This is a genomic window from Bacteroides sp. D20, assembly GCF_003436255.1.
Lineage (GTDB): Bacteria > Bacteroidota > Bacteroidia > Bacteroidales > Bacteroidaceae > Bacteroides > Bacteroides uniformis.
Map to the genome: position 1 here is coordinate 7,937 of NZ_QSOO01000020.1, position 22,574 is coordinate 30,510.

Annotated in this window: 14 protein-coding genes; 7 read left to right on the forward strand and 7 right to left on the reverse strand. The window is 47.4% G+C overall.

Going from position 1 to position 22,574, the window contains the following annotated elements; all coding sequences use genetic code 11:
- The first annotated feature begins 435 nt into the window (after positions 1–435).
- The 3 genes from DXD78_RS21395 to DXD78_RS17655 all read left to right on the forward strand — a co-directional run bounded on the left by DXD78_RS21395 (position 436) and on the right by DXD78_RS17655 (position 6,879).
- Complete coding sequence (locus tag DXD78_RS21395) at positions 436–3,477, forward strand: PL29 family lyase N-terminal domain-containing protein (protein WP_227741089.1); 3,042 nt, start codon at positions 436–438, stop codon at positions 3,475–3,477.
- Between the two features lie 453 nt (positions 3,478–3,930).
- Entirely contained in the window at positions 3,931–6,396 is a 2,466-nt protein-coding gene (gene priA / locus DXD78_RS17650; RefSeq protein ID WP_009037340.1) for a primosomal protein N', read from the forward strand.
- Between the two features lie 21 nt (positions 6,397–6,417).
- On the forward strand, positions 6,418–6,879 hold the full coding sequence (locus DXD78_RS17655; protein WP_005825832.1) for a low molecular weight protein-tyrosine-phosphatase: 462 nt from the start codon (positions 6,418–6,420) through the stop codon (positions 6,877–6,879).
- On the opposite strand, the gene DXD78_RS17660 is transcribed toward DXD78_RS17655, so the two are convergent.
- Positions 6,876–8,966: a BT4734/BF3469 family protein gene (locus DXD78_RS17660; protein WP_022400593.1), complete on the reverse strand. Its 2,091-nt coding sequence runs from the start codon at positions 8,964–8,966 to the stop codon at positions 6,876–6,878. The genes DXD78_RS17655 and DXD78_RS17660 overlap by 4 nt on opposite strands.
- A 250-nt stretch (positions 8,967–9,216) precedes the next feature.
- Here DXD78_RS17660 and DXD78_RS21120 point away from each other — a divergent pair, with 250 nt between their 5' ends.
- Both DXD78_RS21120 and DXD78_RS17665 read left to right on the forward strand, forming a co-directional pair.
- On the forward strand, positions 9,217–9,363 hold the full coding sequence (locus tag DXD78_RS21120; protein ID WP_155517626.1) for a hypothetical protein: 147 nt from the start codon (positions 9,217–9,219) through the stop codon (positions 9,361–9,363).
- A 3-nt stretch (positions 9,364–9,366) separates the two neighbouring features.
- Positions 9,367–9,990, forward strand: a complete 624-nt coding sequence (locus DXD78_RS17665; RefSeq protein ID WP_009037338.1) for an HU family DNA-binding protein — start codon at positions 9,367–9,369, stop codon at positions 9,988–9,990.
- A 217-nt stretch (positions 9,991–10,207) separates the two neighbouring features.
- Here DXD78_RS17665 and DXD78_RS17670 read toward each other — a convergent pair whose 3' ends face one another.
- The 4 genes from DXD78_RS17670 to DXD78_RS17685 all read right to left on the reverse strand — a co-directional run bounded on the left by DXD78_RS17670 (position 10,208) and on the right by DXD78_RS17685 (position 17,191).
- A complete protein-coding gene (locus DXD78_RS17670; protein ID WP_034529126.1) occupies positions 10,208–12,829 on the reverse strand; it encodes a hypothetical protein in 2,622 nt (873 codons plus the stop codon).
- A gap of 435 nt (positions 12,830–13,264) precedes the next feature.
- Positions 13,265–14,218 (reverse strand): site-specific integrase, encoded by a 954-nt coding sequence (locus DXD78_RS17675; protein ID WP_009037310.1) that lies wholly within the window; start codon positions 14,216–14,218, stop codon positions 13,265–13,267.
- A gap of 133 nt (positions 14,219–14,351) precedes the next feature.
- Entirely contained in the window at positions 14,352–15,125 is a 774-nt protein-coding gene (locus tag DXD78_RS17680; RefSeq protein ID WP_009037309.1) for a hypothetical protein, read from the reverse strand.
- 5 nt (positions 15,126–15,130) lie between these two features.
- Entirely contained in the window at positions 15,131–17,191 is a 2,061-nt protein-coding gene (locus DXD78_RS17685) for an HD family phosphohydrolase (RefSeq protein WP_009037308.1), read from the reverse strand.
- A gap of 97 nt (positions 17,192–17,288) precedes the next feature.
- Between DXD78_RS17685 and gltX the strand changes: the two genes are divergently transcribed.
- Positions 17,289–18,815, forward strand: coding sequence for a glutamate--tRNA ligase (gene gltX, locus DXD78_RS17690; RefSeq protein ID WP_009037307.1), 1,527 nt, complete (start codon positions 17,289–17,291; stop codon positions 18,813–18,815).
- Positions 18,816–18,846: 31 nt separating this feature from the next.
- Positions 18,847–20,067, forward strand: coding sequence for a 3-deoxy-D-manno-octulosonic acid transferase (locus DXD78_RS17695; RefSeq protein ID WP_005825739.1), 1,221 nt, complete (start codon positions 18,847–18,849; stop codon positions 20,065–20,067).
- 92 nt (positions 20,068–20,159) lie between these two features.
- On the opposite strand, the gene DXD78_RS17700 is transcribed toward DXD78_RS17695, so the two are convergent.
- Both DXD78_RS17700 and DXD78_RS17705 read right to left on the reverse strand, forming a co-directional pair.
- The gene (locus DXD78_RS17700) at positions 20,160–20,672 is read right to left on the reverse strand and encodes a gamma carbonic anhydrase family protein (RefSeq protein ID WP_009037306.1); all 513 of its coding nucleotides are present in this window, start codon (positions 20,670–20,672) and stop codon (positions 20,160–20,162) included.
- 4 nt (positions 20,673–20,676) lie between these two features.
- Positions 20,677–22,470 carry an aminopeptidase P family protein gene (locus DXD78_RS17705; protein ID WP_009037305.1) on the reverse strand — a complete coding sequence of 598 codons (1,794 nt, stop codon included), beginning with the start codon at positions 22,468–22,470 and terminating at the stop codon, positions 20,677–20,679.
- Between the last annotated feature and the right edge of the window lie 104 nt (positions 22,471–22,574).

A 22,574-nucleotide genomic window follows, 5' to 3' on the forward strand; every position in this document is an offset into this window, starting at 1 on the left:
AAGACGTTACTTCTTTTGATAGGATAGAATAGATTTGTTGCGCATTTTCCGGAATCTTCAAAATGAGTTTTGAGGAACGGAATGGTGTTGTCTTTACGGAGCTCCAATCGGTGCTATCAATGGACTGTCATTCAACCTTTTGAACCGAAAAATATACACTTTCATCCTTTGAAGGCCTCATTTCATCCTTTTCCCACTGTCATCTTTCTGGACTTCCAATCCTCTTTCCAATATCCCAACGGACTGATTTTTACTATTCCAAACAAAACCGGTCTATTTCATCCTTATTCCCTGATTATTAACGAAATTAACAAGATTTCATTACCTGCGAAGTAACGGAATACTTAGTAACAAAAGAAGTATGCGAAAGGGATTCAAAATGAGAGATTATTCACTTTTTATTTTTTTAAATTTATAAATTTAAAGTTTTCAATTATGAACAAAAAGTTTCTAAGTGCAATCTTGTTTGGAGCTTTAATGGTTGGCTCCACAAGTACATTTGTTTCTTGTAAGGACTATGATGATGACATCGATGGCTTGCAGGAGCAGATCGATGCAAACAAAAAACAGATTGATGACATCCTTGCTGCAATCAATGGCAAGAAATTCATCGAAAGTTATGCTCCTGTTGAGGGTGGTTATTTACTGACTTTTACCGGTGGCGAAACTTTAACTATCAAGAATGGTGCTCAAGGCGAAAAAGGTGAGCAAGGACTTCAGGGTATTCAAGGCCCGAAGGGTGAAACCGGGGCTACAATCGTTCCGAAGTTCAAGGTAGATGCCGAGAACTACTGGATGATTAGCGTAGATGAAGGTGCAACCTATGAGTATGTATTGAATGACGCAGGTGAGAAAATCAAGGCTGCAGGTTCAGAAGCTAATGTTGAAGAAGCTATCGGAAACTACGTGAAGGTAGACGAAGAGGGTTATATCTGCATTGGAGAGTATAAGACTTCATTCAAATACAATGCTAACGTTCCTTCAATGATTTACAATGAAAAGGATGGAACCATGCAGGTTACTATTGGCGGTCAGTCATATACTTTGTTAATGGAAGGCTCTGCTTTCAACGGTTTACAGAGCATTGCTTTCAGAAAGCCCTATGCGGATAATTCAACTGTTGGTAGCTCTGAGGTTGCTAAATTAGATATTTATAATTGGTTCAAAAAGGCTGATGGCTCTGGGTGGGAATACAGAAAGGCAACCAGAGAAGATGAAGAATACAATAGCGAAAACTGGAAAAACGACCCAATACTCGATCCGGAAAATTCTCAAGAGCCTTTCCGTCTGGTAGATGTTGTAACCGGTTTAGGTGAAAAAGCAGATGTTAATGCTTATCAACTCTATTCTTATGACAAATCTGCCAAAGAATTCAAATTGTTTGCTGCCATACCGGGTGTCGCTGAATTTAAAGTTTGGCCTAATCAATATAGTCAAACAGATGCTGAATACTTCTTCTCTGATTCTTATAAAACACGTGCTGTTGATACTCCGGTTTGGAGTGTGAAAGGAACTCCTGAATTGAATAATGGTATTCTGTCAGTGAAGATGATTGCTAAGGAAAATATCGTAGATGGACAAATGTATATGTCTTCTTTGGATGTCACCATGTATAAGCAATACACTTCTTCTTCTGACTATTTTAGCATCAAATCAAGTTGGGTAAATACAGACTGGATTTTTGCAGCCCACTCTCACAGAGCTGAGAACGGCTGGCCTTTTGATTTACCTGGTGCCTATGATGAAAAGCATCCCAAGAAAGATTCATTTACTTATAATGAATCTTATAATTTGAATGACTCTATAAATGCTTATATGTCTAACGTATCCGGTACCCCGGAATTGTCTGAAATAGGTCTTGAGTATACTCAGAAATTTGAGTTATTGCCAAATAACACTAAATTCATTTTGAATGGCAAGGAAATACAATCTAAACAAGGTATCTTCCAAATCAACGATGGTATCCTTTCTGTAAAAGAACAATATCAGGCATCTGCCATTAACGAATATGCAGCAATAAAACTTACAACGACTGTGAAGTCACAAGTTGAAGGTGTTGCTGACTATGTATTTGAAAATACATTCCCTATTCAAGCTATTCGTAAGGCTGAAGATCCATATACATATAATTCCATCGAATTGATTCCGAATGAAGGCAATCTGTCAATGAGCTACAATGCTAGTAAGGCAACTGTTATTGCATTGAATGTTCGTAAGTTTGAATCTGAAATCGGTGGACGTGATATTGTTGCCGGTAACAATGTAGAAGACAGAAATCATCTGTTGCCACTTTATGTATATGATGCGAAAGCAAAAGAATACAAGATGCTTTCTAAGACAGAAGGTCGGGCATACATGAAGAACGACGCGGTTGGTTCTGCCTTGAATTCTGACAACTTGAAGGTTAATGCAAAAGATATCTACTTGTACTACAGAAACGGTGGTGATAATGCAGACAAAGACTCTTTATTCCTGGTTGTAGGGCCAAAGGTAGAATTGGCAGAGACGACTCTTTATGTATCACCTACAGCTAACTACAATAGTGTTTGGAATGGTACTTGGAAAGATAATGCTCCTTATGCAGTTGGCAATGAATATGATAGAAAATACTTCATGTTGACTCTGAATAAAGTTTCTGTAAATCGCACATTTGCAGTTTCTATCAAGAAAGCATACGAAGCACGTACAATCATTGGTGACTGGAGTGATGCTGCTAACGGCAACTTCGGTATTAAGTCTGAAAACTTCGCTCACATGTATGATGTAACTCCTGCTGATGCTAAAGCTGTATTCGAATTGAATAAAGATAAGCAGAATGCATTTGTACAAGATTTGATGAAGAAGAAGCAATTAGTTGTTGAAGAATCAAATGGCGAATGGAGAATAGCATTCACTGCTCCTATTGATATCAAGAAGGTTGGTAATCTGAAAGTTGATATTTATGATGCAAATGGTTACGATGCTACTGACAAGAACCGTAAACCTGATGCAGAAGAATTATGGACTGTAGCTCGTCCGATAGCAGATTTCACCGGTGGTGCTGCACTGAAAGCATTCAACGATCCGAACTTGGCCAAGGATACAGAAATTACTTTGAAGCAATTGATTGAAAATTCTGTAGCTGGCACTAAGACTAAGGCTGAAGACTTCTGGAAGAATCTGATATTGAAAGACTATGCAGGTGAGACAGTTGTTAAATTCAATGGAACTACATTCAATGCCGAAGAAGTCACTGCTCGTGCTGCTTTGTACAAGAAGTCTGTTAAAACTGGTCTCCGCTACATTATGTCTAACGGAACAGACAAAGATGAATACTTCAAGGTAGATCCTACAACTGGTAAGCTGACTTGTATTGCACTCCCGACAGGTACTGAGTTTACTCATACAGTAAATGTGGTTCTGCAGTTCGTTCACGACTGGGGTACTAGTGAGTATGCATACAACGTAACTATCACACGTAAACAAGCTACTAGATAATCTGAGTAGTAGAAAATTGTCTGAATAGACAATTATAAAATCAAAAGGAGGATGTTCTATGGGAACATCCTCCTTTTTTTCTCCAGAAACTTTTTTCTCCTCACTTTGCTTCCACACTTCCGCCCACCTCCTGCATCCCCCTGTCCATCGGCACTTACCCCGCTGTGGAAGCAACAAAAAAAGGTGGAAGCAAAATCTGCTTCCACCTACTCAAAATGCCATAGTTTTACCATAACTAACTCACTCTTATTTTAATACATCGAACAAAGCTTATAAAACGCTTACACCAGTTTCCCCATACCTCTACACCCATCCTACCCATAAAATCTGTAATACCCATATCCCCCCCTTATCTTCATCCCAAATCCACAACAGCCTCCTCCTCTCCTCAGCATAAAAAATGCCCCCGTTCATTTCATTCTCCCTCCACTTTCCACTATCTTTGTCCCCACGATGAAAAAGTTCGCCGACGTCATATTGCCTTTGCCTTTGCACAGCTGCTTCACCTATTCCCTGCCCGACGAGTGGGCGGATGAAGTGCAGATTGGTTGCCGGGTGGTAGTACCATTCGGACGGAAGAAATACTATACAGCCATCGTGCGCAACGTGCACTATTGTGCCCCCACCGAATACGAAGTAAAGGAAGTGTCCGCTTTGCTGGATGCCCGCCCGATACTGCTTCCGCGGCAGTTCAAGTTCTGGGAATGGCTCTCCGATTACTATCTCTGCACGCAAGGAGACGTCTACAAAGCCGCCTTACCCTCTGGCTTGAAGCTGGAAAGCGAAACAATCGTAGAGTACAACCCCGATTTCGAATCCGATGTCTGCCTGCCGGAGAAGGAACAGAAGATACTGGATATGCTCTCTGCCGACCCGGAGCAATGCGTGACGAAACTGGAGAAGGAGACCGGCATCAAGAACATACTTTCTGTCATCAAGTCACTGCTCGACAAAGAGGCCATCTTCGTAAAGGAAGAATTGCGCCGCACCTACAAGCCTAAGACCGAAACCCGTGTACGCCTCACCGCCGCCGCCCGCAACGAACACCGCCTGCACATCTTCTTCGACGAGTTGCAGCGCCGTGCCCCCAAGCAACTGGACCTGCTGATGAAATATCTGGAACTCTCCGGCTACCTCAGCGGACGAGATATAAAAGAAGTCTCCAAAGCCGAACTGCTGCAACGCACCTATGCCACCCCTGCCGTATTCAACGGTCTTGTGGACCGTGGTGTATTCGAAGTCTACCAGCAGGAAATAGGTCGCATAGACAAAGCACTCCTCAAAGAAGTCATCCCCGTCAACCCGCTGAACGAGCACCAGCAACGCGCTTATCACTCCATCTTAGAGAATTTTCAAAGCAAGAACGTCTGCCTGCTACATGGTGTCACGGCAAGCGGCAAGACCGAAGTCTATATTCATCTGATAGAAGAAACCATCCGGCAAGGAAAGCAGGTGCTCTATCTCCTGCCCGAAATAGCCCTCACTGCGCAAATCACAGAGCGCCTGCAACGCGTTTTCGGTTCCCGTCTGGGCATCTACCACTCCAAGTTCCCCGATGCGGAACGGGTGGAAATCTGGCAGAAGCAGCTGTCGGAAGCAGACTATGACATTATTCTCGGCGTCCGCTCCTCCGTCTTTCTTCCTTTCCGCAACCTCGGTCTTGTGATTGTGGACGAGGAGCACGAAAACACCTACAAGCAGCAAGACCCTGCTCCCCGCTATCATGCCCGCAATGCAGCCATTGTACTCGCCTCCATGTATGGCGCCAAAACTCTGTTGGGCACGGCAACCCCTTCCGTAGAGACCTGGCACAACGCCACTACCGGTAAGTATGGCCTCGTGGAACTGAAAGAACGCTATAAAGAGATACAACTGCCGGAGATTATCCCCGTAGACATCAAGGAGCTGCACCGCAAGAAGATGATGAAAGGTCCCTTCTCTCCGCTGCTCCTGCAATATATCCGCGAAGCGCTGGAACAGAAAGAACAAGTCATCCTCTTCCAGAACCGCCGCGGCTTCGCCCCCATGATAGAGTGCAACACCTGCGGCTGGGTACCCAAGTGCAAGAACTGCGACGTCAGCCTCACCTACCACAAGGGGCTGAACCAACTGACCTGCCACTACTGTGGCTACACCTACCAACTGCCCCGCATCTGCCCCGCCTGCGAGGGCACTGACCTGCGCAACCGCGGCTTCGGCACGGAAAAAATAGAAGATGACATCAAAGCCCTCTTCCCCGACGCCCGCGTAGCCCGTATGGACTTGGACACCACCCGCACCCGTACCGCCTACGAGCGCATCATCTCCGATTTCCAGCAAGGCAAGACGGACATCCTGATAGGCACGCAAATGGTGTCCAAGGGTCTGGACTTCGACCACGTCAGCATTGTGGGCATACTCAATGCCGACACCATGCTGAACTATCCCGACTTCCGCGCCTACGAGCGCGCCTTCCAGCTGATGGCGCAGGTTGCCGGACGCGCCGGACGGAAGAACAAGCGCGGCAGGGTGGTGCTACAAACCAAAAGCATCGACCATCCCATCATCCCGCAAGTCATTGCCAACGACTACGAAGCCATGGTAGGCGGGCAGCTTGCCGAACGCCAGATGTTCCACTACCCGCCCTACTACCGCCTGGTGTATGTCTACCTGAAGAACCGGAACGAGACCCTGCTCGACCTCATGGCACAGACTATGGCCGCCAAGCTCCGCACCGTCTTTGGCAACCGTGTGCTGGGACCGGACAAGCCGCCCGTAGCACGCGTACAGACCCTGTTCATCCGAAAGATTGTCTTGAAGATAGAAACCAATGCCCCGATGGCACGTGCCCGCGAACTGCTCGTCCAGGTGCAAAAGGAGATGGTGGCGGAAGACCGCTTCAAGTCGCTGATAGTGTATTATGATGTAGACCCGATGTAAATAACTCGTAACTAAAGAAATATGAAGAAGATACTTTTCGTTTGCCTCGGCAACATTTGCCGTTCCTCCTCGGCAGAGGGAGTCATGAAGCATCTGGTAGAAGAAGCCGGACGTGCGGATGAGTTTTTAATCGATTCTGCAGGCATTCTGTCCTATCACCAGGGCGAACTGCCGGACAGCCGGATGCGTGCCCATGCCGCCCGCCGTGGATACAATCTGACGCATCTTTCGCGACCCGTACGTACCGAGGATTTTTACAACTTCGACCTGATTATCGGTATGGACGACCGCAACATCGACGACCTGAAAGATCGTGCCCCTTCAACCGCCGAATGGAGCAAGATACACCGCATGACGGAATACTGTACAAAGTTTACCCATGCCGACCATGTACCGGACCCCTATTACGGCGGTTCCGAAGGTTTTGAGTATGTGCTGGACATTCTGGAAGATGCTTGTGCGGGGTTACTGCAGAGCATTTAATCCAGCGGCATTACATGGTACAGCGTCCCCTGCCGTGACTTCTTGTTCGGTATTTCAAGCTTCTTGAGCGTCCGCCCGAATACGGCCACCTTATTGATAGCCAGACGGTCACGCGTCTTTGTCTGCAAGGCGGAAATAATCTGCATGGGCATCATCCATTGCCCCTCCTCATCCTCTTCTGCCGCACGGAAATGGCTGTGGAAGAGTTGTTCCAGTGGGGTGAGCTGTTCAAATTCCCGGTTCGTCCGCTTCAAGATGGCTTCATCGGCATCATCCAGCCAGTAGCGCTCACCTTTGGCTACGGCATTCAGAGCTTGTGCATAGAGCTGGCGGTAGTTGATGGTGACATTTGTATCGATGGGGCCGGTGACCTCAATGCAGATGAAACGGCGGCTGCCACTGGGGTCGGACAACAAGTCCTTCTGGTTGCTGGTGCCGATGAAGGAGGCATACCGCCGCATCTCCCGGATGGTGCTGCCGTAGGGTTTGCGCAGGTTGGCAACCGGTTTCTGCAGCAGATGCTTCAGGAAGCCCTGCTGGTTGATGTTGATTTGGTCGAACTCGTCGATGTTGACGAGCAGAAAGCGTCCCAGGCTGCGTTCCGCTTCCTGCCTGCTCTTGAAGTCGATGCTGTCCGTATAGCCGAAACGCAGCTCCGGTGGCAGCAAAATGCGGCAAAAGGTAGATTTCCGGAACCCTTGGGAACCGACAAGCAGAGGAGAAGTATTGTTTCCGTGTTGCCGGTCCATTCCACGCCAGTGTGCCACCATGCCCAGGAACCAGCGGTAGAACAACTCCCGCCAATGAGGATTGTGGCACGGGACGAGGTCGGCCAACGCCCGGATGCGGTCTTTCCCGTCCCAGCGGCCGGTATCGTAAAGGTATTCTTCGACGGGATTATAGAGTGGCACATGGTCTGAAGTAAGGAAACGGTTGATGTCGCGGTCCCATACGCGGATACCCTCCTTCAGGGCATTCATGGAGACCGTACTGCGGGCACGCTGGTCAGCAGGCTTGAAATAGAAATGGACGGAGTCGCGCTGACGGTATTCCAAATCATCCAGAACGGTGTTGTAGCGGAACTCATACCGGCGGCCCATAAACTCTTCCAGCCGGAAAACGCTCTCCTGCTCTTGCGTCAGACTGCTCTTTTTCCCGAAGCCTTTAAGCTCTTGATATAGGTTATGAATCGTTTGACGAACAATGAATTCATCCGCTTCCCGGTAATAGTGCATCAATGTCTGGCGGACTACTTCCTCTTCGGGGATGCCTGCCTTGAAACAATGTTCGGCCAGAGGCACCAGCAGTATCCGTAAATCCTCGTCCCGTTTCCAGCCGTCCAATTCGCGAAATGCACGGTCAAGGGCTGATTCGAAGAGTACGGCGAAGGTGTCCGAAGCTTTACTGCCCGGATGCAGCCGCAACAGCGGGTTCTTTTCTGCGAGTTTTCGTTGCCGGAAGTTCTCTTCCTCGGGCATGCCGAGGGGTTGTTCCAAGCAGAAAGGCACAGCGGCAGGATTGTAGTATGGATATCCGTCCAGAGTCATGCGGCAACTCTGGGTAAGGGAAGGTTCTTTCAATGTAATGGCAAACGGCAGTAAGGGCTGGTAGCACTTCACCGCCATACGGTAGGCGTGGGCATGAAACAAGGCGGCATCGCTCTCCCGCTTCGGCGTCGTGCCGTCGGGCAGGGCAAACAATACCCATATCTTGGCACTCCGTCCGCTGGAACCGCAGAAAGCGGCAAAGGTCTGTGGCAGCAGGGCGGCTTGTTGCTTTACATATTCCGCTTCGGCAATGCCCGACAGACGGTTTACTTCCAGTTGTACGAGTCCGTTATAGTTCTTCATCCGCCGTTCTCCCTCTTGCGTACGGCTATATTCCACGGCAGGGTAGATGCGTGGCAGTTTGTCTATATGTTCGTATTGGGCGCAAGTACCCTCCAGTTGAGGAAGGATGGCCCGGAGGGTCGATACATGTCCGGCTTTGGTTTCGGTTTTCAGTTTTTTAATCAGTGCATCCACTTCCAGGGTGCTGAGGGCTTCCTTTCCGCTCTCTTTTTCTGCTCTAATCAAGGTAATTTTCATTCTGTTTGTCAGCTTGTTTAAGTAAATATAATTCTCGTAAAGATACGATATCAGAAGGCGGAAAACAAGTATTCAGTAGAATAATTATTAAATAAATCCCTGCTTCCACAAACTATACAGCGTGGTATCGGAAACCTTTGGATTTCTTTTTTAAAACATAGGCATTCCTTTGTTTTTCTCCCTTTGTTTGTCTACTTTTGTATAGGGAATAGATGACGCCTAACGACCATGAACAGCTCTGCTTACGGCCATGAAGCAATCGCTTGACGACCGTAAGCAGAGCTGTTCATGGTCGTTAGGCGTTTCTCTTCCCAAAGCTTTTACGGATGAAGTACGTAACCCGCACCTATTCCGCATAGGGCGCGAACGTATTGTACAACAACTTAAAAGACATTGAACTATGGCAATTTTATTCGATTGGTATGAGCTCCCGGAACCTAAAGACAAACAGCGGGAAGAAAAGATACTTCATCCGCGCATCCGCTTGAACGGCTCTACCAGTACTGCCGAACTGAGACGTCGGATTCAGGAACGCTGTTCGTTGACGAAGACTGATGTTTCGGCGGTGCTGGATGCCTTGTCGCACGTCATGGGGGAAGACCTTGCCGAGGGGCGGCAGGTGCATCTGGACGGTATCGGTTACTTTCATCCCGTACTGACTAGCACGGAGCCGGTGACCGCTGCGACCAAACGTAAAACCACCAAGATTAAGCTGAAGGGCATCAAGTTTCGTGCCGACCAGGTACTGAAGAATGAGATAGGCGCTATCAAAGCTAAACCACTGGGGCTGAATGAGCATTCCCAAAAACTGAGTGACAAGGAGATTGACAGGCGGCTGACGAGCTACTTCTCTACGCATCAGTTCCTTACGCGCAGTGATTTTCAGAGCCTCTGCGGAATGATGCGCTCTACGGCACAGCTTCATATTCGCCTGCTTCGCAGCGAAGGCAAGCTCGAGAATACAGGAAAACTGAACCAACCGATTTATGTACCTTGCACGGGGTATTATGGTAGAGACGAGTAGGTTACGGTAAAACTTAGGCGTTTTGAGTAGGTGGAAGCAGATTTTGCTTCCACCTTTTTTGGTTGCTTCCACAGCAGCTCAAATGCCGATGGATAGGGGGATGCAGGAGGTGGGTGGAAGTGTGGAAGCAAAGTGATGGAAAATAAATTTCTGGAGAAAAAAAGAGGGTATTCCGTTTTATCGGAATACCCTCAAGTCTATCTATGTACTATATATCTTACTTCTTCAAAGTAATTGTTACAGTAGTGGTTGTGGTAGCACCCCACTTATCAAGTACAACGAGAGAAACCTTACATGGAACATCGTTCTGCAATGCAGTTTCTGCGCTCTTCTTCACTACTGAGAAGTAAGAGTAAGCGTCAGTCTCAGTCGGAGCAAACTGATTTCCACCATGGTCTTCAATAGCCAGATATTCTTTGGCATTGTCATCAGCCAAAACAACTCTCACGCTTTGGATTCTACTATCCATAGGCTCAGTTGTATCCTCTACATAATTAGCACCTGATTTCTTATACATCTGAGTCAAGTTATAAGCCTCTCCGTAAACATCCTTAGCAGTGATGTTCTTCAAGCTAACCTTGATAGGACTAACACCATTGCCAGAAGCATTTGCAGCTGCAGTAGCTTCCAAGGCACCTTCCTTGATTTCAGACTTAACTGTCAAGTTGAATTTATCTACAATCTTAGCGATGTGAACGTTGCCGAATACAGTATAAGCAGCCTGGATTTCACGAGTTGAGTAAACGTTGTCTCTGTTGTCTGCATCCGCAGCATTGTCGTATACCTCAACGCTGATATCACCAGCAACACCGGTTGTTGTAATCCATGGTGTACAAGTGTGTCCATCAATTTCGTGAAGCGTTTCAGTAAACGCTACATTGGTCTTTTCAGCACCCATGTCTTTGTACAGCTTGAACAAGTTATAAGTAACATCTGTACCATCTGCTGAACCGTAAGCTACAGCGTTGTCACCAACGAAGTAAGCAGACAGTCTGCTGAACGGAGTTACAGCTGACTCAGCCGGAGACTTGATAGTAACCTTAACAGGAATTTCAAAGGCGTTTACTGCGGCTCCCTTCTTCTTCAAGCCCAATACAATTTGATAGCTTTCTTCTGCTGGGAATGCTTTAGTGTAATCGAAACTGAACTTGATGTACAACGGGGTCTGAATCTTAGAGCCAGCCGCTGAAACATATTGACCTGCACTGTTTTTAACATAAAGAGTGCTTGCATCAATTGTTGTAATCCAGCTTTCATCGAATGCAGTTCCATCCTTACCATATTTCACACCGTTTACTGTGATTGTCTTTTCAGTAAGAGCCTTGCCGTCTGCCCAAGTAATGCTTCCAACCTTTGCAACAGAAGGCAGGTCAGTGTCAGTTGAACCAGCCAAAGCTGCTTGAATATCACCCAATGGCAAGAAGAAAGCAGCATTAGTTTTATTTACTGTCCATTCTACATCACCTAAAGTTGTTGAAGGAGCAACATATTTAAAGGTTACTGTAATAGTCTTGGCAGTTGTAGCTTCTGCAACAGTTCCATTTACTAACAGATAATTTACTTTAATATTAAGACTACCAGCCTTTTCAGCCTTAATCGTATTTCCTGATATAGTTGCACCAAGATTTGCTGCAGCAGTCTTATCGGCAATTTCAAAATAGTAATCAACGATATAAGGAGTCAAATCGGCAACAGTAACACCATCAACAGTAGCAACATTAGCATTTTTGAAACATCTGATTAAATCAAGTTCCTTATTGATGTCAACAGAAAGATCTTTCAGGTTAGTTACAGTAATTGTATTAACAGTCTTTTCTGTCACTTTTACATCATATGCGGAAGCGACCAAACCGTCGGCAGTTTCAGTCGTTAAAGCATAAGTTCCTGCAGATTTACCACAATTTGCTGTAGAAAGATACTCTACAGTCATATCGAATACACCCTTGTTCACTGAAGCTGCACGAGTCAATGCATCTTCAGTCATGTTAGCTACCGGATTAGTCACCTTGAAAGGCATATTACCTTTTGAATCGGACAAAACATAAGCATATTTAGTGGCATCGGCATCCTGAGGATTTACAATGGCACTTAATGTACTAGTCTGTGAAAGCAAAATAGCGTCTTTCTTATATGTTACATTATTAAATTTCACATCAGTACCCAATGCCTTACCATAGCTCATTGTAACATTAGCAGCTTCAATCTTACCGTCATTAATAGAAACCGCTTTCAAGCTTGTAATAGATGCGGCTTTGGGTAATTTGATGACAGCAGGTTCGCCTTCACCATTTTCACTTGTTGCAACGTGCAGTTCCCAGTAGCTGGTCTTATCTACGACATAAGTACTTGCGCCCATGGCAGAAATGCCAGTATCAGTGCCGACATAGTCATTCTTTTCAGCATCCCATTCGTAAGTCACCCAATTACCGGTTTCCTTACTGATAGAAGGAGCTTTAGCATTGATGCCGTTTACTCCATTCTTACCTTCAGAGCAAATACCGGTATCTTCGTTGTTGATGATGAAATTTTTAGTAACTGGATCGATGGTGATTGTAGCAGCATCACCCTTATCCCCTTTATCGCCTTTAATGGTTCCAATGGTGCTAGTAGTATTATCACTCCAAGTGATTGTAATACCATCACCATTTTTCACAACGTTGGTAACAAACTTACCATCGCCCACTTTTGCCTGTAAGTCGCTGATTGAAGCCTTGATACCAGTCAACTCATTGTTGATCTGATCAATGTCATCATCATAGTCCTTACAAGACGTGAAAGTTCCTGCAGTACCAACCATTAAGGCACTGAACAGGATCACACTTAGAAACTTCTTGTTCATAATTGAAAACTTTAAATTTATAAATTTAAAAAATAAAAAAGTGAATAATCTCTCATTTTATATTCCATTCCTATATCCGTTTTGTTATATGATTTTCCGTTACTTCGCAGGTAATGAAATCTTGTTAATTTCGTTAATAACCAAGGAATAAGGAGAAAATAGGTGGGGTTTGTTCAGAATAGTAAAAATCAACCCGTTGGGATATTGGAAAGATAATATATAGTCTTAATCTCCAACATCATAGAAAAGCTACAATAGAAATTATGAAGTTAAAAAGTCTCTAATTCTCAATATAAGATTCTATCTTTCAGTTTATTGCTTACGTTGGGAAACTTTTTGTAAAGCCAATATCAATCCGCTCCTCAAAACTTTGTTTGAAGACTATAAAAAAGAAACAACAAGTTTGCTCTACTTCCTCAAAAGAAGTAATCTCTTTTATACTGGATATCCTTCGTTTTTTACAAAAGAAATTACCCTTTGATTGGCTTCGTCAATCTTTCTGTTGCTGAAAGGTTTCAGATAAGTTTCCGTCACTGTGATGGAAGAGTGCCCCATGGCTTCTGATATGATTCCAGGATGTATCTCGCAGTGGTAAGCCATGGTCGCCCAAGTATGGCGTGCCGCATAACTACTGAGTGCCGACTGCATTCCCAAGCATTGTCTGAGTACTGCCAGACGTTGGTTGAATGCCCTGAGTGCCGACTGGTATTCCCGGTATGCCGCTTCTGTGCCTTCCTCACTTTGTAATATGGGGAATAAATAAGGAGAGTCCTTGTCCTTGTTTGCTATCATTCTCACCATTTGCATAGCCTCCGGCGTCAGTGAGACGGTCAGTGCCCGTCCCGTCTTCCTGCGCCTATAGGACAAGGTATTTCCTTGTAAATCCCTTTTGTGCAAATAGGCCAGGTCCACAAAAGGAATCCCTCTTAGCATAAACATCAATACAAAGAAAATTTTTGTTTTCTGTCGGGTGTTGGGAGAATTACCGGCCTGCAGGCTCATCTCTGTCTCCCGTACCAAGCAGCCTATGTCGGAAGCTTCGAGCGCCTTTTTCCTATCCGCCCGTGTGCCGGTATACACATGCTCAAACAGCCTGGGTACATATCGCACCAGCTTTTTGTCCACCGCCCGGTTGTAAACCGAACGTATCGCTTTGATATAGGTGGATACCGTATTCCAACTACAATTCCTCTGCCTGAGGAAGTTTTCGAATCTCTTCAGCACGGTCGGGCTCAGCTTGCGCATGGGCATCGGTTGCCATTGGGTGAATGCCGAGAATGCATTCACCGCTGACTGGTAGATGTGTGCCGTCCCCCACCTGCCGCTTTCCCGGAGTTCCCCGATGATTGAGGAGAACATCTCTTGTAAGGTAATTTCATTTCTGCTCATTTCCAAATTATTTATAAAAAGGTTTATCCTGCAATTATAAATAAATTGAGAGCAAGTGCAAAGGCATCATTCTGAAATCTGCGAAACGGGAATGATGCCGTATCCGACAGCTTATTTGTTGGCTAACGTCTGTTTAGTGGCTGATATACGTATCCTGGAAGAACCGCTTGTTATCATTCAGGCTGCAAGTGGCATCCACTCCGGCTTGTTGCAGGCGTTCGGCAATCTCATTCAGTTTCTTTCTCGAAACCCTTCCGATATAGAACAGACGGTAGCGGTAATCGTTGTCCAGCAATTCCATGACGTGCGTGAAATTCTGTTCGCGGGCAAAGTCGAAGTTTACTTTTCTTAGGTTCTGGTACGGATAGCGGATAGTCCTGCCTACGCTGTGTATGATGAGGCCGTTATTGTCCAACGTCAGGTAGCAGAAGCGGGTCATCAGCATGCTGATGAAAAAAAGACTTAATGCAAACGAAATGATAGCCGGGATGAAGCCCCACCATACGTTGCCACTGATGGAATAATATCCCAATATAAGGAATATCAGGAATAAGACAAAGAACCAGAACATATAGAGTGACGGACGCTGGTATGTTTCTGTGGGAACCTCTGCGACTGTCCGTTCCCTCGGTGCGTAGTTGTCGAAGGGGATTTCTAGGGAGACCAGGTAGCGGATGACCGAGGAAGGGTGACGGAAAGGAGGCAGATAGATTACTTTTTCTTTCCCTTCCTTTAGATGTAAAGTCAGTATGCCCGGACCATATTTGTCTTTCGCAGCCAAGTTGCTTTTGCGGGGAACCTGGTGGTAACGCTTCATGAAACTGAAACTCTTGATTTGGTGCAGTCCGATGTGCTGGCTTTGCAGCAGTTGTTCGGCTCTTTTCTGTTCTTTACTGGTCACTTCCATAGTTCTTATTTTTTAAGTTCGGGATAACTGATGCGGGTATGGTATATAGTCTTCAGCTTCTCCTTGAATACGTTCTTCACGGTGGCAATATCCTTGAAGGTGATGGGGCATTCCTTGAAATAGCCTTCTGCCACTTGCGAATCGATAATCTTGTCTACCAGATTGCTGATGCTCTCTTCCGTATATTCGGGCAGACTGCGTGAAGCGGCTTCCACCGAATCGGCCATCATTAGGATAGCCTGCTCTTTGGTGAACGGGTTGGGACCGGGGTAGGTGAATGCCTCCTCGTTAGGGTCTTCACCGGGGTGCTCGTTTTTCCAGGAGATATAGAAATACTTCGTTTTCCCACGGCCATGGTGAGTGGTGATGAAATCCTTGATTACTTTGGGGAGATTGTTCTTCTCGGCCAGCTTCAGCCCGTCCGTCACATGGCTGATGACGACTTGGGCACTTTGCTCATAGCCCAGATTCTTATGCGGATTGACTCCACCCGACTGGTTCTCGGTGAAGAACACCGGATTCTCCATCTTGCCGATGTCATGATACAGCGCTCCGGTACGTACCAGCTGGCTTTTGGCTCCGATACGGTTGGCCGCTTCCGCCGCAAGGTTGGCAACCTGCATGGAATGCTGGAAGGTGCCGGGAACTGTCTCGGACATGCGGCGTAGCAGGCTGTTGTTGATGTTGGACAATTCGACCAGGGTGACATTGGAGGTAAAGCCAAACGTCTTTTCCACCAGGAAGAGCAGGGGATAGGTGAACAGCAGCAACACTCCGTTGATGACGAAATAGGTGTACATGCTTCCGTTGATTTTTGTCAAGTCGTTTTCTGTAATCAGCTCGAAAGCAAAGTAGACGGCGGCGTAGGTCAATATGACGAGGAAGGCTGTCCGGAACAGTTGCGACCGTTGTGAAAGTTCCCTCAGACTGAAGATGGCAACCAGCCCCGCCGAGAGTTGCAGAAGAATGAATTCATGCGGATAGCGCAGGCAGATGGAGCATATCAGTATGGTGGTGACTTGTGCGATGAAGGCCGTGCGTGAGTCGAGGAACACCCGGATGATGACCGGCAGCATGGCATACGGGATGATATAGACATTGAATATGTTGTTGGCAACCATGATGGCCGTCACCACGCAATAGAACATGATGAGGGCGAAGAGCAGGGAGAGGCTGCCCTTGCGCTTGTAGTAATCTTTACGGAACAAGTCGAGGTAGAGCATGAAACACAGCATGAAGATACTGACAAACAATACCTGCCCCGCCAGCATCAACCGTTTTTGCCCGATGGACTCACTGCGTTTGATGGATTCTTTCCGTAGACTCTCAAGGATGTTGTATGTCTCCTGGCTGACAATCTCGCCGCGGTCGATGATTTTCTGTCCGCTCAGTACGATGCCGTTGGCCCATGAATAGTTGTCGAGCATCTCCTTCTTAGCGGTTTCGGTCCGCTGCTCGTCATAGGTCAGATTAGGGAACAGATATTCGTTCAGCGAGCATTGCCGTAGAATGTCCGGGCGGTAGTGGGCGGTATCGGCCGTGAGTATATAGTTATAGGCATCCTTCACCGAATATACCTTGTTGATGTCCTGCTGGTTGGCCAGTTTGTCGTTAATGACCATGATGGCGGTTGTGCTGTCCTTATGCAGTTGGTTCAGCTCTTCGGTAGAAACGATGCCGGCGCGATATACTTCAGAGAGTTTCCTTTCCAGAAAGCGGACGTAGTCGGTGGAGGGAAGCAGGCCGCGCAGGTGGGTCTGATAGTCTGCCTTCAACTTGGCGAGCACACTTTTCTCAATGCTTTTGTCCAGCTGGAAATACGGCTGGAAGGCGGCGAGGATACTGTCTTGCTCGCGTTTCACCACTTCATCGGCCTTATAGATGGGGAAGTCGAAGGTGGCCATGAGCTGTCCGTACTTCCAGGGCTTGTCAATGTCGAACTGGTAGTTGAATTTACCGTCACGTGGCAGAAAATAGACAATAATCCCCACAGTGCCGATGAATATCAGTGCTCTGTATAGCAAATCTCTGAGCGAGAACTCTTTTTTTGTATTGAAATAACTCATATCGGCTGAAATTTTTGCGAAAAGTACAAAAAAAAACATTAGTGTGGAAAAAAAGGTTTAATTTTGCCGTCTAAAATATTCATAAGTAAGGTAGATTATGACAGAAAGAAAGGTCAGAGTCCGTTTTGCCCCGAGTCCTACGGGGGCGTTGCACATCGGCGGTGTGCGTACAGCTTTATACAATTATCTCTTTGCGCGTCAGCATGGAGGAGATTTGATATTTCGTATTGAAGATACTGATTCCAACCGGTTTGTACCGGGTGCGGAAGAATATATCCTGGAGTCTTTCAAGTGGTTGGGCATCCCGTTTGACGAGGGCGTGAGTTTCGGTGGAGACCATGGCCCGTACCGTCAGTCGGAACGTCGGGAAATATACAAGAAGTATGTTCAGATTCTGCTGGAGGCCGGAAAAGCCTACATCGCTTTCGATACTCCTGAGGAGCTGGAAGCAAAGCGTGCGGAGATTGCGAATTTCCAGTACGATGCTTCTACCCGCATGCAGATGCGCAATTCACTGACCCTTCCCAAAGAAGAGGTAGACGCGCTGATTGCTGCCGGTAAGCAGTACGTGGTGCGTTTCAAGATAGAGCCGAACGAAGATGTGCATGTGAACGACCTGATTCGTGGGGAAGTAGTGATAAACTCTTCCATTCTTGATGACAAGGTTCTTTATAAATCGGCAGATGAACTTCCTACTTACCATCTGGCCAATATTGTGGACGACCATTTGATGGAAGTGTCCCATGTGATACGCGGTGAGGAATGGTTGCCTTCCGCACCGTTGCATGTATTGCTCTACCGTGCCTTTGGGTGGGAGGATACCATGCCTGCCTTTGCGCATTTGCCCTTGTTGCTGAAGCCCGAGGGTAACGGCAAATTGAGTAAGCGTGACGGCGACCGTCTGGGCTTCCCGGTTTTCCCGTTGGAGTGGCATGACCCCAAGTCGGGAGATGTCTCTTCAGGCTACCGCGAATCAGGCTATCTGCCCGAAGCGGTCATTAATTTCCTGGCTCTGCTGGGCTGGAATCCGGGCAATGACCAGGAACTGATGTCTATGGATGAATTGGTGAAATTGTTTGATTTGAGCCATTGCAGCAAGTCGGGTGCCAAATTCGACTATAAGAAAGGTATCTGGTTCAACCATGAGTACATCATGATGAAACCGGATGCGGAGATAGCTTGTCTTTTCAGACCGGTGCTGGAGTCCAACGGCATAGACGCCTCCAACTATAGCGACGAGTTCCTTACGAAAGTGGTTTCACTGGTGAAGGGACGCGTCAACTTCGTAAAGGAACTGTGGGACCAGACCCGTTTTTTCTTCGTAGCCCCCACGGAATATGCGGCAAAGGATGTGAAGAAGCGTTGGTCGGAAGATACTCCCCGCATCATGACCGAATTGATGGATGTGTTGCGCGGCATCGGGGATTTCTCCTCCAAGCCTTCCGAAGATATTGTGATTGGTTGGATTACCGAGCGTGGCTATCACATGGGAAATGTGATGAATGCCTTCCGCTTGTCAGTGGTGGGCGAGTGTAAAGGCCCGCACATGTTCGACATTACCGAGCTGATTGGCAAGGAAGAGACGTTGGCCCGTATACAGCGTGCTGTTGATGCTTTAAAGTGAATAAATCTTCTTCATCCTTAATCCATATAGTATGCTATATGACTTGGCAATAGCCATCTACGATATTCTGGTGCATCTGGCTGCTCCATTTAGCCGTAAGCCCCGAAAAATGATGAAGGGACACTGGGTGGTCTATGAACTTCTCCGGCAGCAGTTGGAGAAGGACGTGCGCTATATATGGTTCCATGCCGCTTCTTTGGGGGAGTTCGAGCAGGGACGGCCGTTGATTGAGAAAATTCGTGCCAAATATCCGGATTACGGTATTCTGCTGACTTTCTTCTCGCCGTCGGGCTATGAGGTCCGCAAGAATTATAGGGGGGCAGACGTTGTCTGTTACTTGCCTTTCGACAAGTCCCGCAATGTGAAGAAGTTCCTGGATATCGTGAATCCCTGCATGGCATTCTTCATCAAGTACGAGTTCTGGAAGAACTATCTGGACGAACTGCACAAGCGCCGTATTCCGGTGTACAGCATTTCTTCCATTTTCCGCCGCGGACAAGTATTCTTCAAGTGGTATGGCGGTACGTACAGACATGTGCTGCGCGACTTCGACCATTTGTTTGTGCAGAATGAACGCTCCAAACGCTATCTGGCGAAGATAGGTATCAGCCGTGTCACGGTGGTGGGGGATACCCGTTTTGACCGTGTGCTGCAGATTCGTGAGGAGGCCAAACATCTGCCTTTGGTGGAGCTTTTCAAGAACAACACGATGACTTTCGTGGCAGGAAGCTCCTGGCAGCCGGACGAGGATTTGTTTATTGAATACTTTAACCAGCATCCAGAGGTGAAGTTGGTTATCGCTCCGCACGTTATCGACGAAAACCATCTGGTAGAGATTATCCGTAAACTGAAACGCCCCTACGTGCGCTATACCCGTGCCGACGAGAAGAATGTCCGTAAGGCCGACTGCCTGATTATCGACTGCTTCGGGTTGCTCTCTTCCATCTACCGCTATGGCGAGATTGCCTATATCGGAGGTGGTTTCGGGGTGGGAATCCACAATACCCTTGAGGCTGCAGTTTATGGCATTCCGGTGATTTTCGGACCGAAGTATCAGAAATTCCAGGAGGCCATCCAGTTGCTGGAGGCAAAAGGCGCTTTCTCGGTGAAGGATTATGAGGAACTGAAAACTTTGCTCGACCGTATGCTGACAGATGAAGTCTTTTTGCGCGAATCAGGCATGAATGCAAGCAATTATGTGACCGGCAACGCCGGTGCAACGGATAAGATAATGAGTATGATAAACTTTTAGAAAAGTAAAGAGGGATAAAAGCGATAGGGCGGTAAAGGTGATGGAATGGCATCCCTTTATCGCCCTGCCTTTTTGGGGCGCCTTGTCTCCCTTTATTTGTACCAGTCGGAATACATCAGATAGTTGTGTGCAATCTTCTGGTTCAGCTCCTTGGCCTGCTCCGGATCTACTTTCTTGATGAACTTGGCGGGGACTCCTCCCCAGATGCTTCCCGGCTCGATGACCGTATTGCTCAATACCAGGGAACCAGCGGCGACAATAGCCCCTTCGCCCACTACTGCGTGGTCAAGGATGGTGGAACCCATCCCTACCAAAGCATAGTCCTTGATAGTGGCTCCGTGGATGGTCACGTTGTGCCCCACGGATACGTGGTCTCCTATCTCTATGGTCGATTTCTCGTACAAGGTGTGGAGCACGCTTCCATCCTGGATGTTTACTCCGTTCCCTATGCGGATTGAGTTTACGTCACCCCGCAGCACGGTGCTGAACCAGATGCTGCAATCCCGTCCCATCTTGACGTCGCCAATGACAACCGCATTGTCCGCCAAAAAACAATTCTCCCCGATTTCGGGAGTGAATCCTCTTACTGATTTTATTAATGCCATTTTTTTAGTGATTAGTGGTTAGGTTACTGCATGCTTCCTTCAGCCATTCCCGTTCTCCTTCGTTCAGGCTTGGCGAAAGTGTCTCGTATACATGCTGGTGATAGTTGTCCAGCCATGCCGTTTCCTCTGCCGTCAGCATCTCTTTGATGATACCTTTCTTGCAGATGGGGCAGAGGGTAATGGTTTCGAACTTCAGGTAATTTCCGAACATGCCTTCACCGTCCTTCACGGTCAGCACCAGGTTTTCCGTGCGTATTCCATGGCTTCCGGCTTTATAAACGCCCGGTTCGTTGGAAGTGACCATTCCCGGCCGTAGGGTTACCGGATTCTCATTCATGCGGATGCTTTGCGGACCTTCGTGCACATTGAGGAAATGGCCTACGCCGTGCCCGGTACCATGCAGGAAGTTCATGTGGTGTTGCCATATCGGCATGCGGGCCAGTACATCCAGTTGCGCTCCTCGCGTACCTTCCGGGAAGACAGCCATGGCGAGGTCGATATGTCCTTTCAGTATCAGGGTGTAGTCCGTCTTCTCTTCTTCGGTCAGTTTCCCCAGTGCGATGGTGCGGGTGATGTCGGTAGTGCCGTCCAGGTATTGCGCACCCGAGTCCAGCAGCAGGAATCCCTCGGGTTTCAGTGGCACGTCCGTTGCCGGAGTGGCTTCGTAGTGTACGATGGCTCCATGTTCCTTGTACCCGGCAATGGTGTCGAAGCTTTCCCCCATGTAGAGTGGCTGTGCGGCACGGAATTCGTGCAGTTTCTTGTCTACGCTGATTTCTGTCTCGTTGCCTGCGGGAACGGCCTCCTCCAGCCATTTCAGGAACTTCACCAGTGCCACTCCGTCGCGTTGCATGGCTGCGTGGATGCCGGCTATTTCCCGGTCATTGCGGACCGCTTTCAGCAAGGCTATCGGTGAGCGCTCGTCAAGTACCCGGCAGGAAGGGGGGAGGGCGGAATAAACGGCATAATTCGTCTTTCCCATGTCGAGCATGATGCTGCCGTCCGGTATTCTTGTCACAAAGGATTCGGTGTCCCCATAAGCATGGATGGTGACGCCGGCTTCTTCCAGATAGGCTGAAAGCTCTTCCGTTACTTTCTCGGGCTGGATGAAAAAGTGTGTTTCTTGTTCGTTGATTATCAGGTAGCTTACTACTACGGGGTTGCAATGCACATCGTTGCCGCGTATATTGAGTGTCCATGCTATCTCGTCCAATGCCGACACCAATAATACGTCCGCTTCACTCTTTTTCATCTCCCGGCGGATAGCAGCCAGTTTGTCCGGACAGCTTTTCCCGGCGTATTTCATCTCGTGGATAAAGGCGGGTGCTTCGGGCATGGGAGGGCGGTCTGTCCATATCTCATTCATCGGGTCGGCAATGCTCTTTACGGTGATGTCGTTTTTTGCCAGATCCTCTTGCAGGGCTATGGCTTGTGTGGTGGAAAATACCTTTCCGTCTATACCTACAACTGAATTTGCTGTAAGGTTCTCCCGCAGGAAATCGAGGATGCTGGGCGTTTCGGGCAGCATTTCCTTGTATAAGTCGATGCCGCTGCCTTCCAGCTGCTGCTCGGCTTGGAGAAAATAGCGGGAATCTGTCCACAGTCCCGCCTTGTCGCTGGTGATCACCGCCGTGCCTGCCGAACCGGTGAAGCCTGATATCCATTCTCTTGATTTCCAGTACGGTGCTACGTACTCGCTTAGGTGCGGGTCGGTACTGGGGATAATGAAAGCGTCTATGCCTTCTCTTTTTAACAATGCCCGTAGAGCATCTATACGTTGATTGATTGTCTGAGCCATATTTTTATAAATGTAATTAAGTAGGCGTGTAAATGAGTTTATAATCTCTTCATTCTCTGCTTTCAAAGTTACACATTCTCTTTTAAAAATTTGCTATGCTTCAC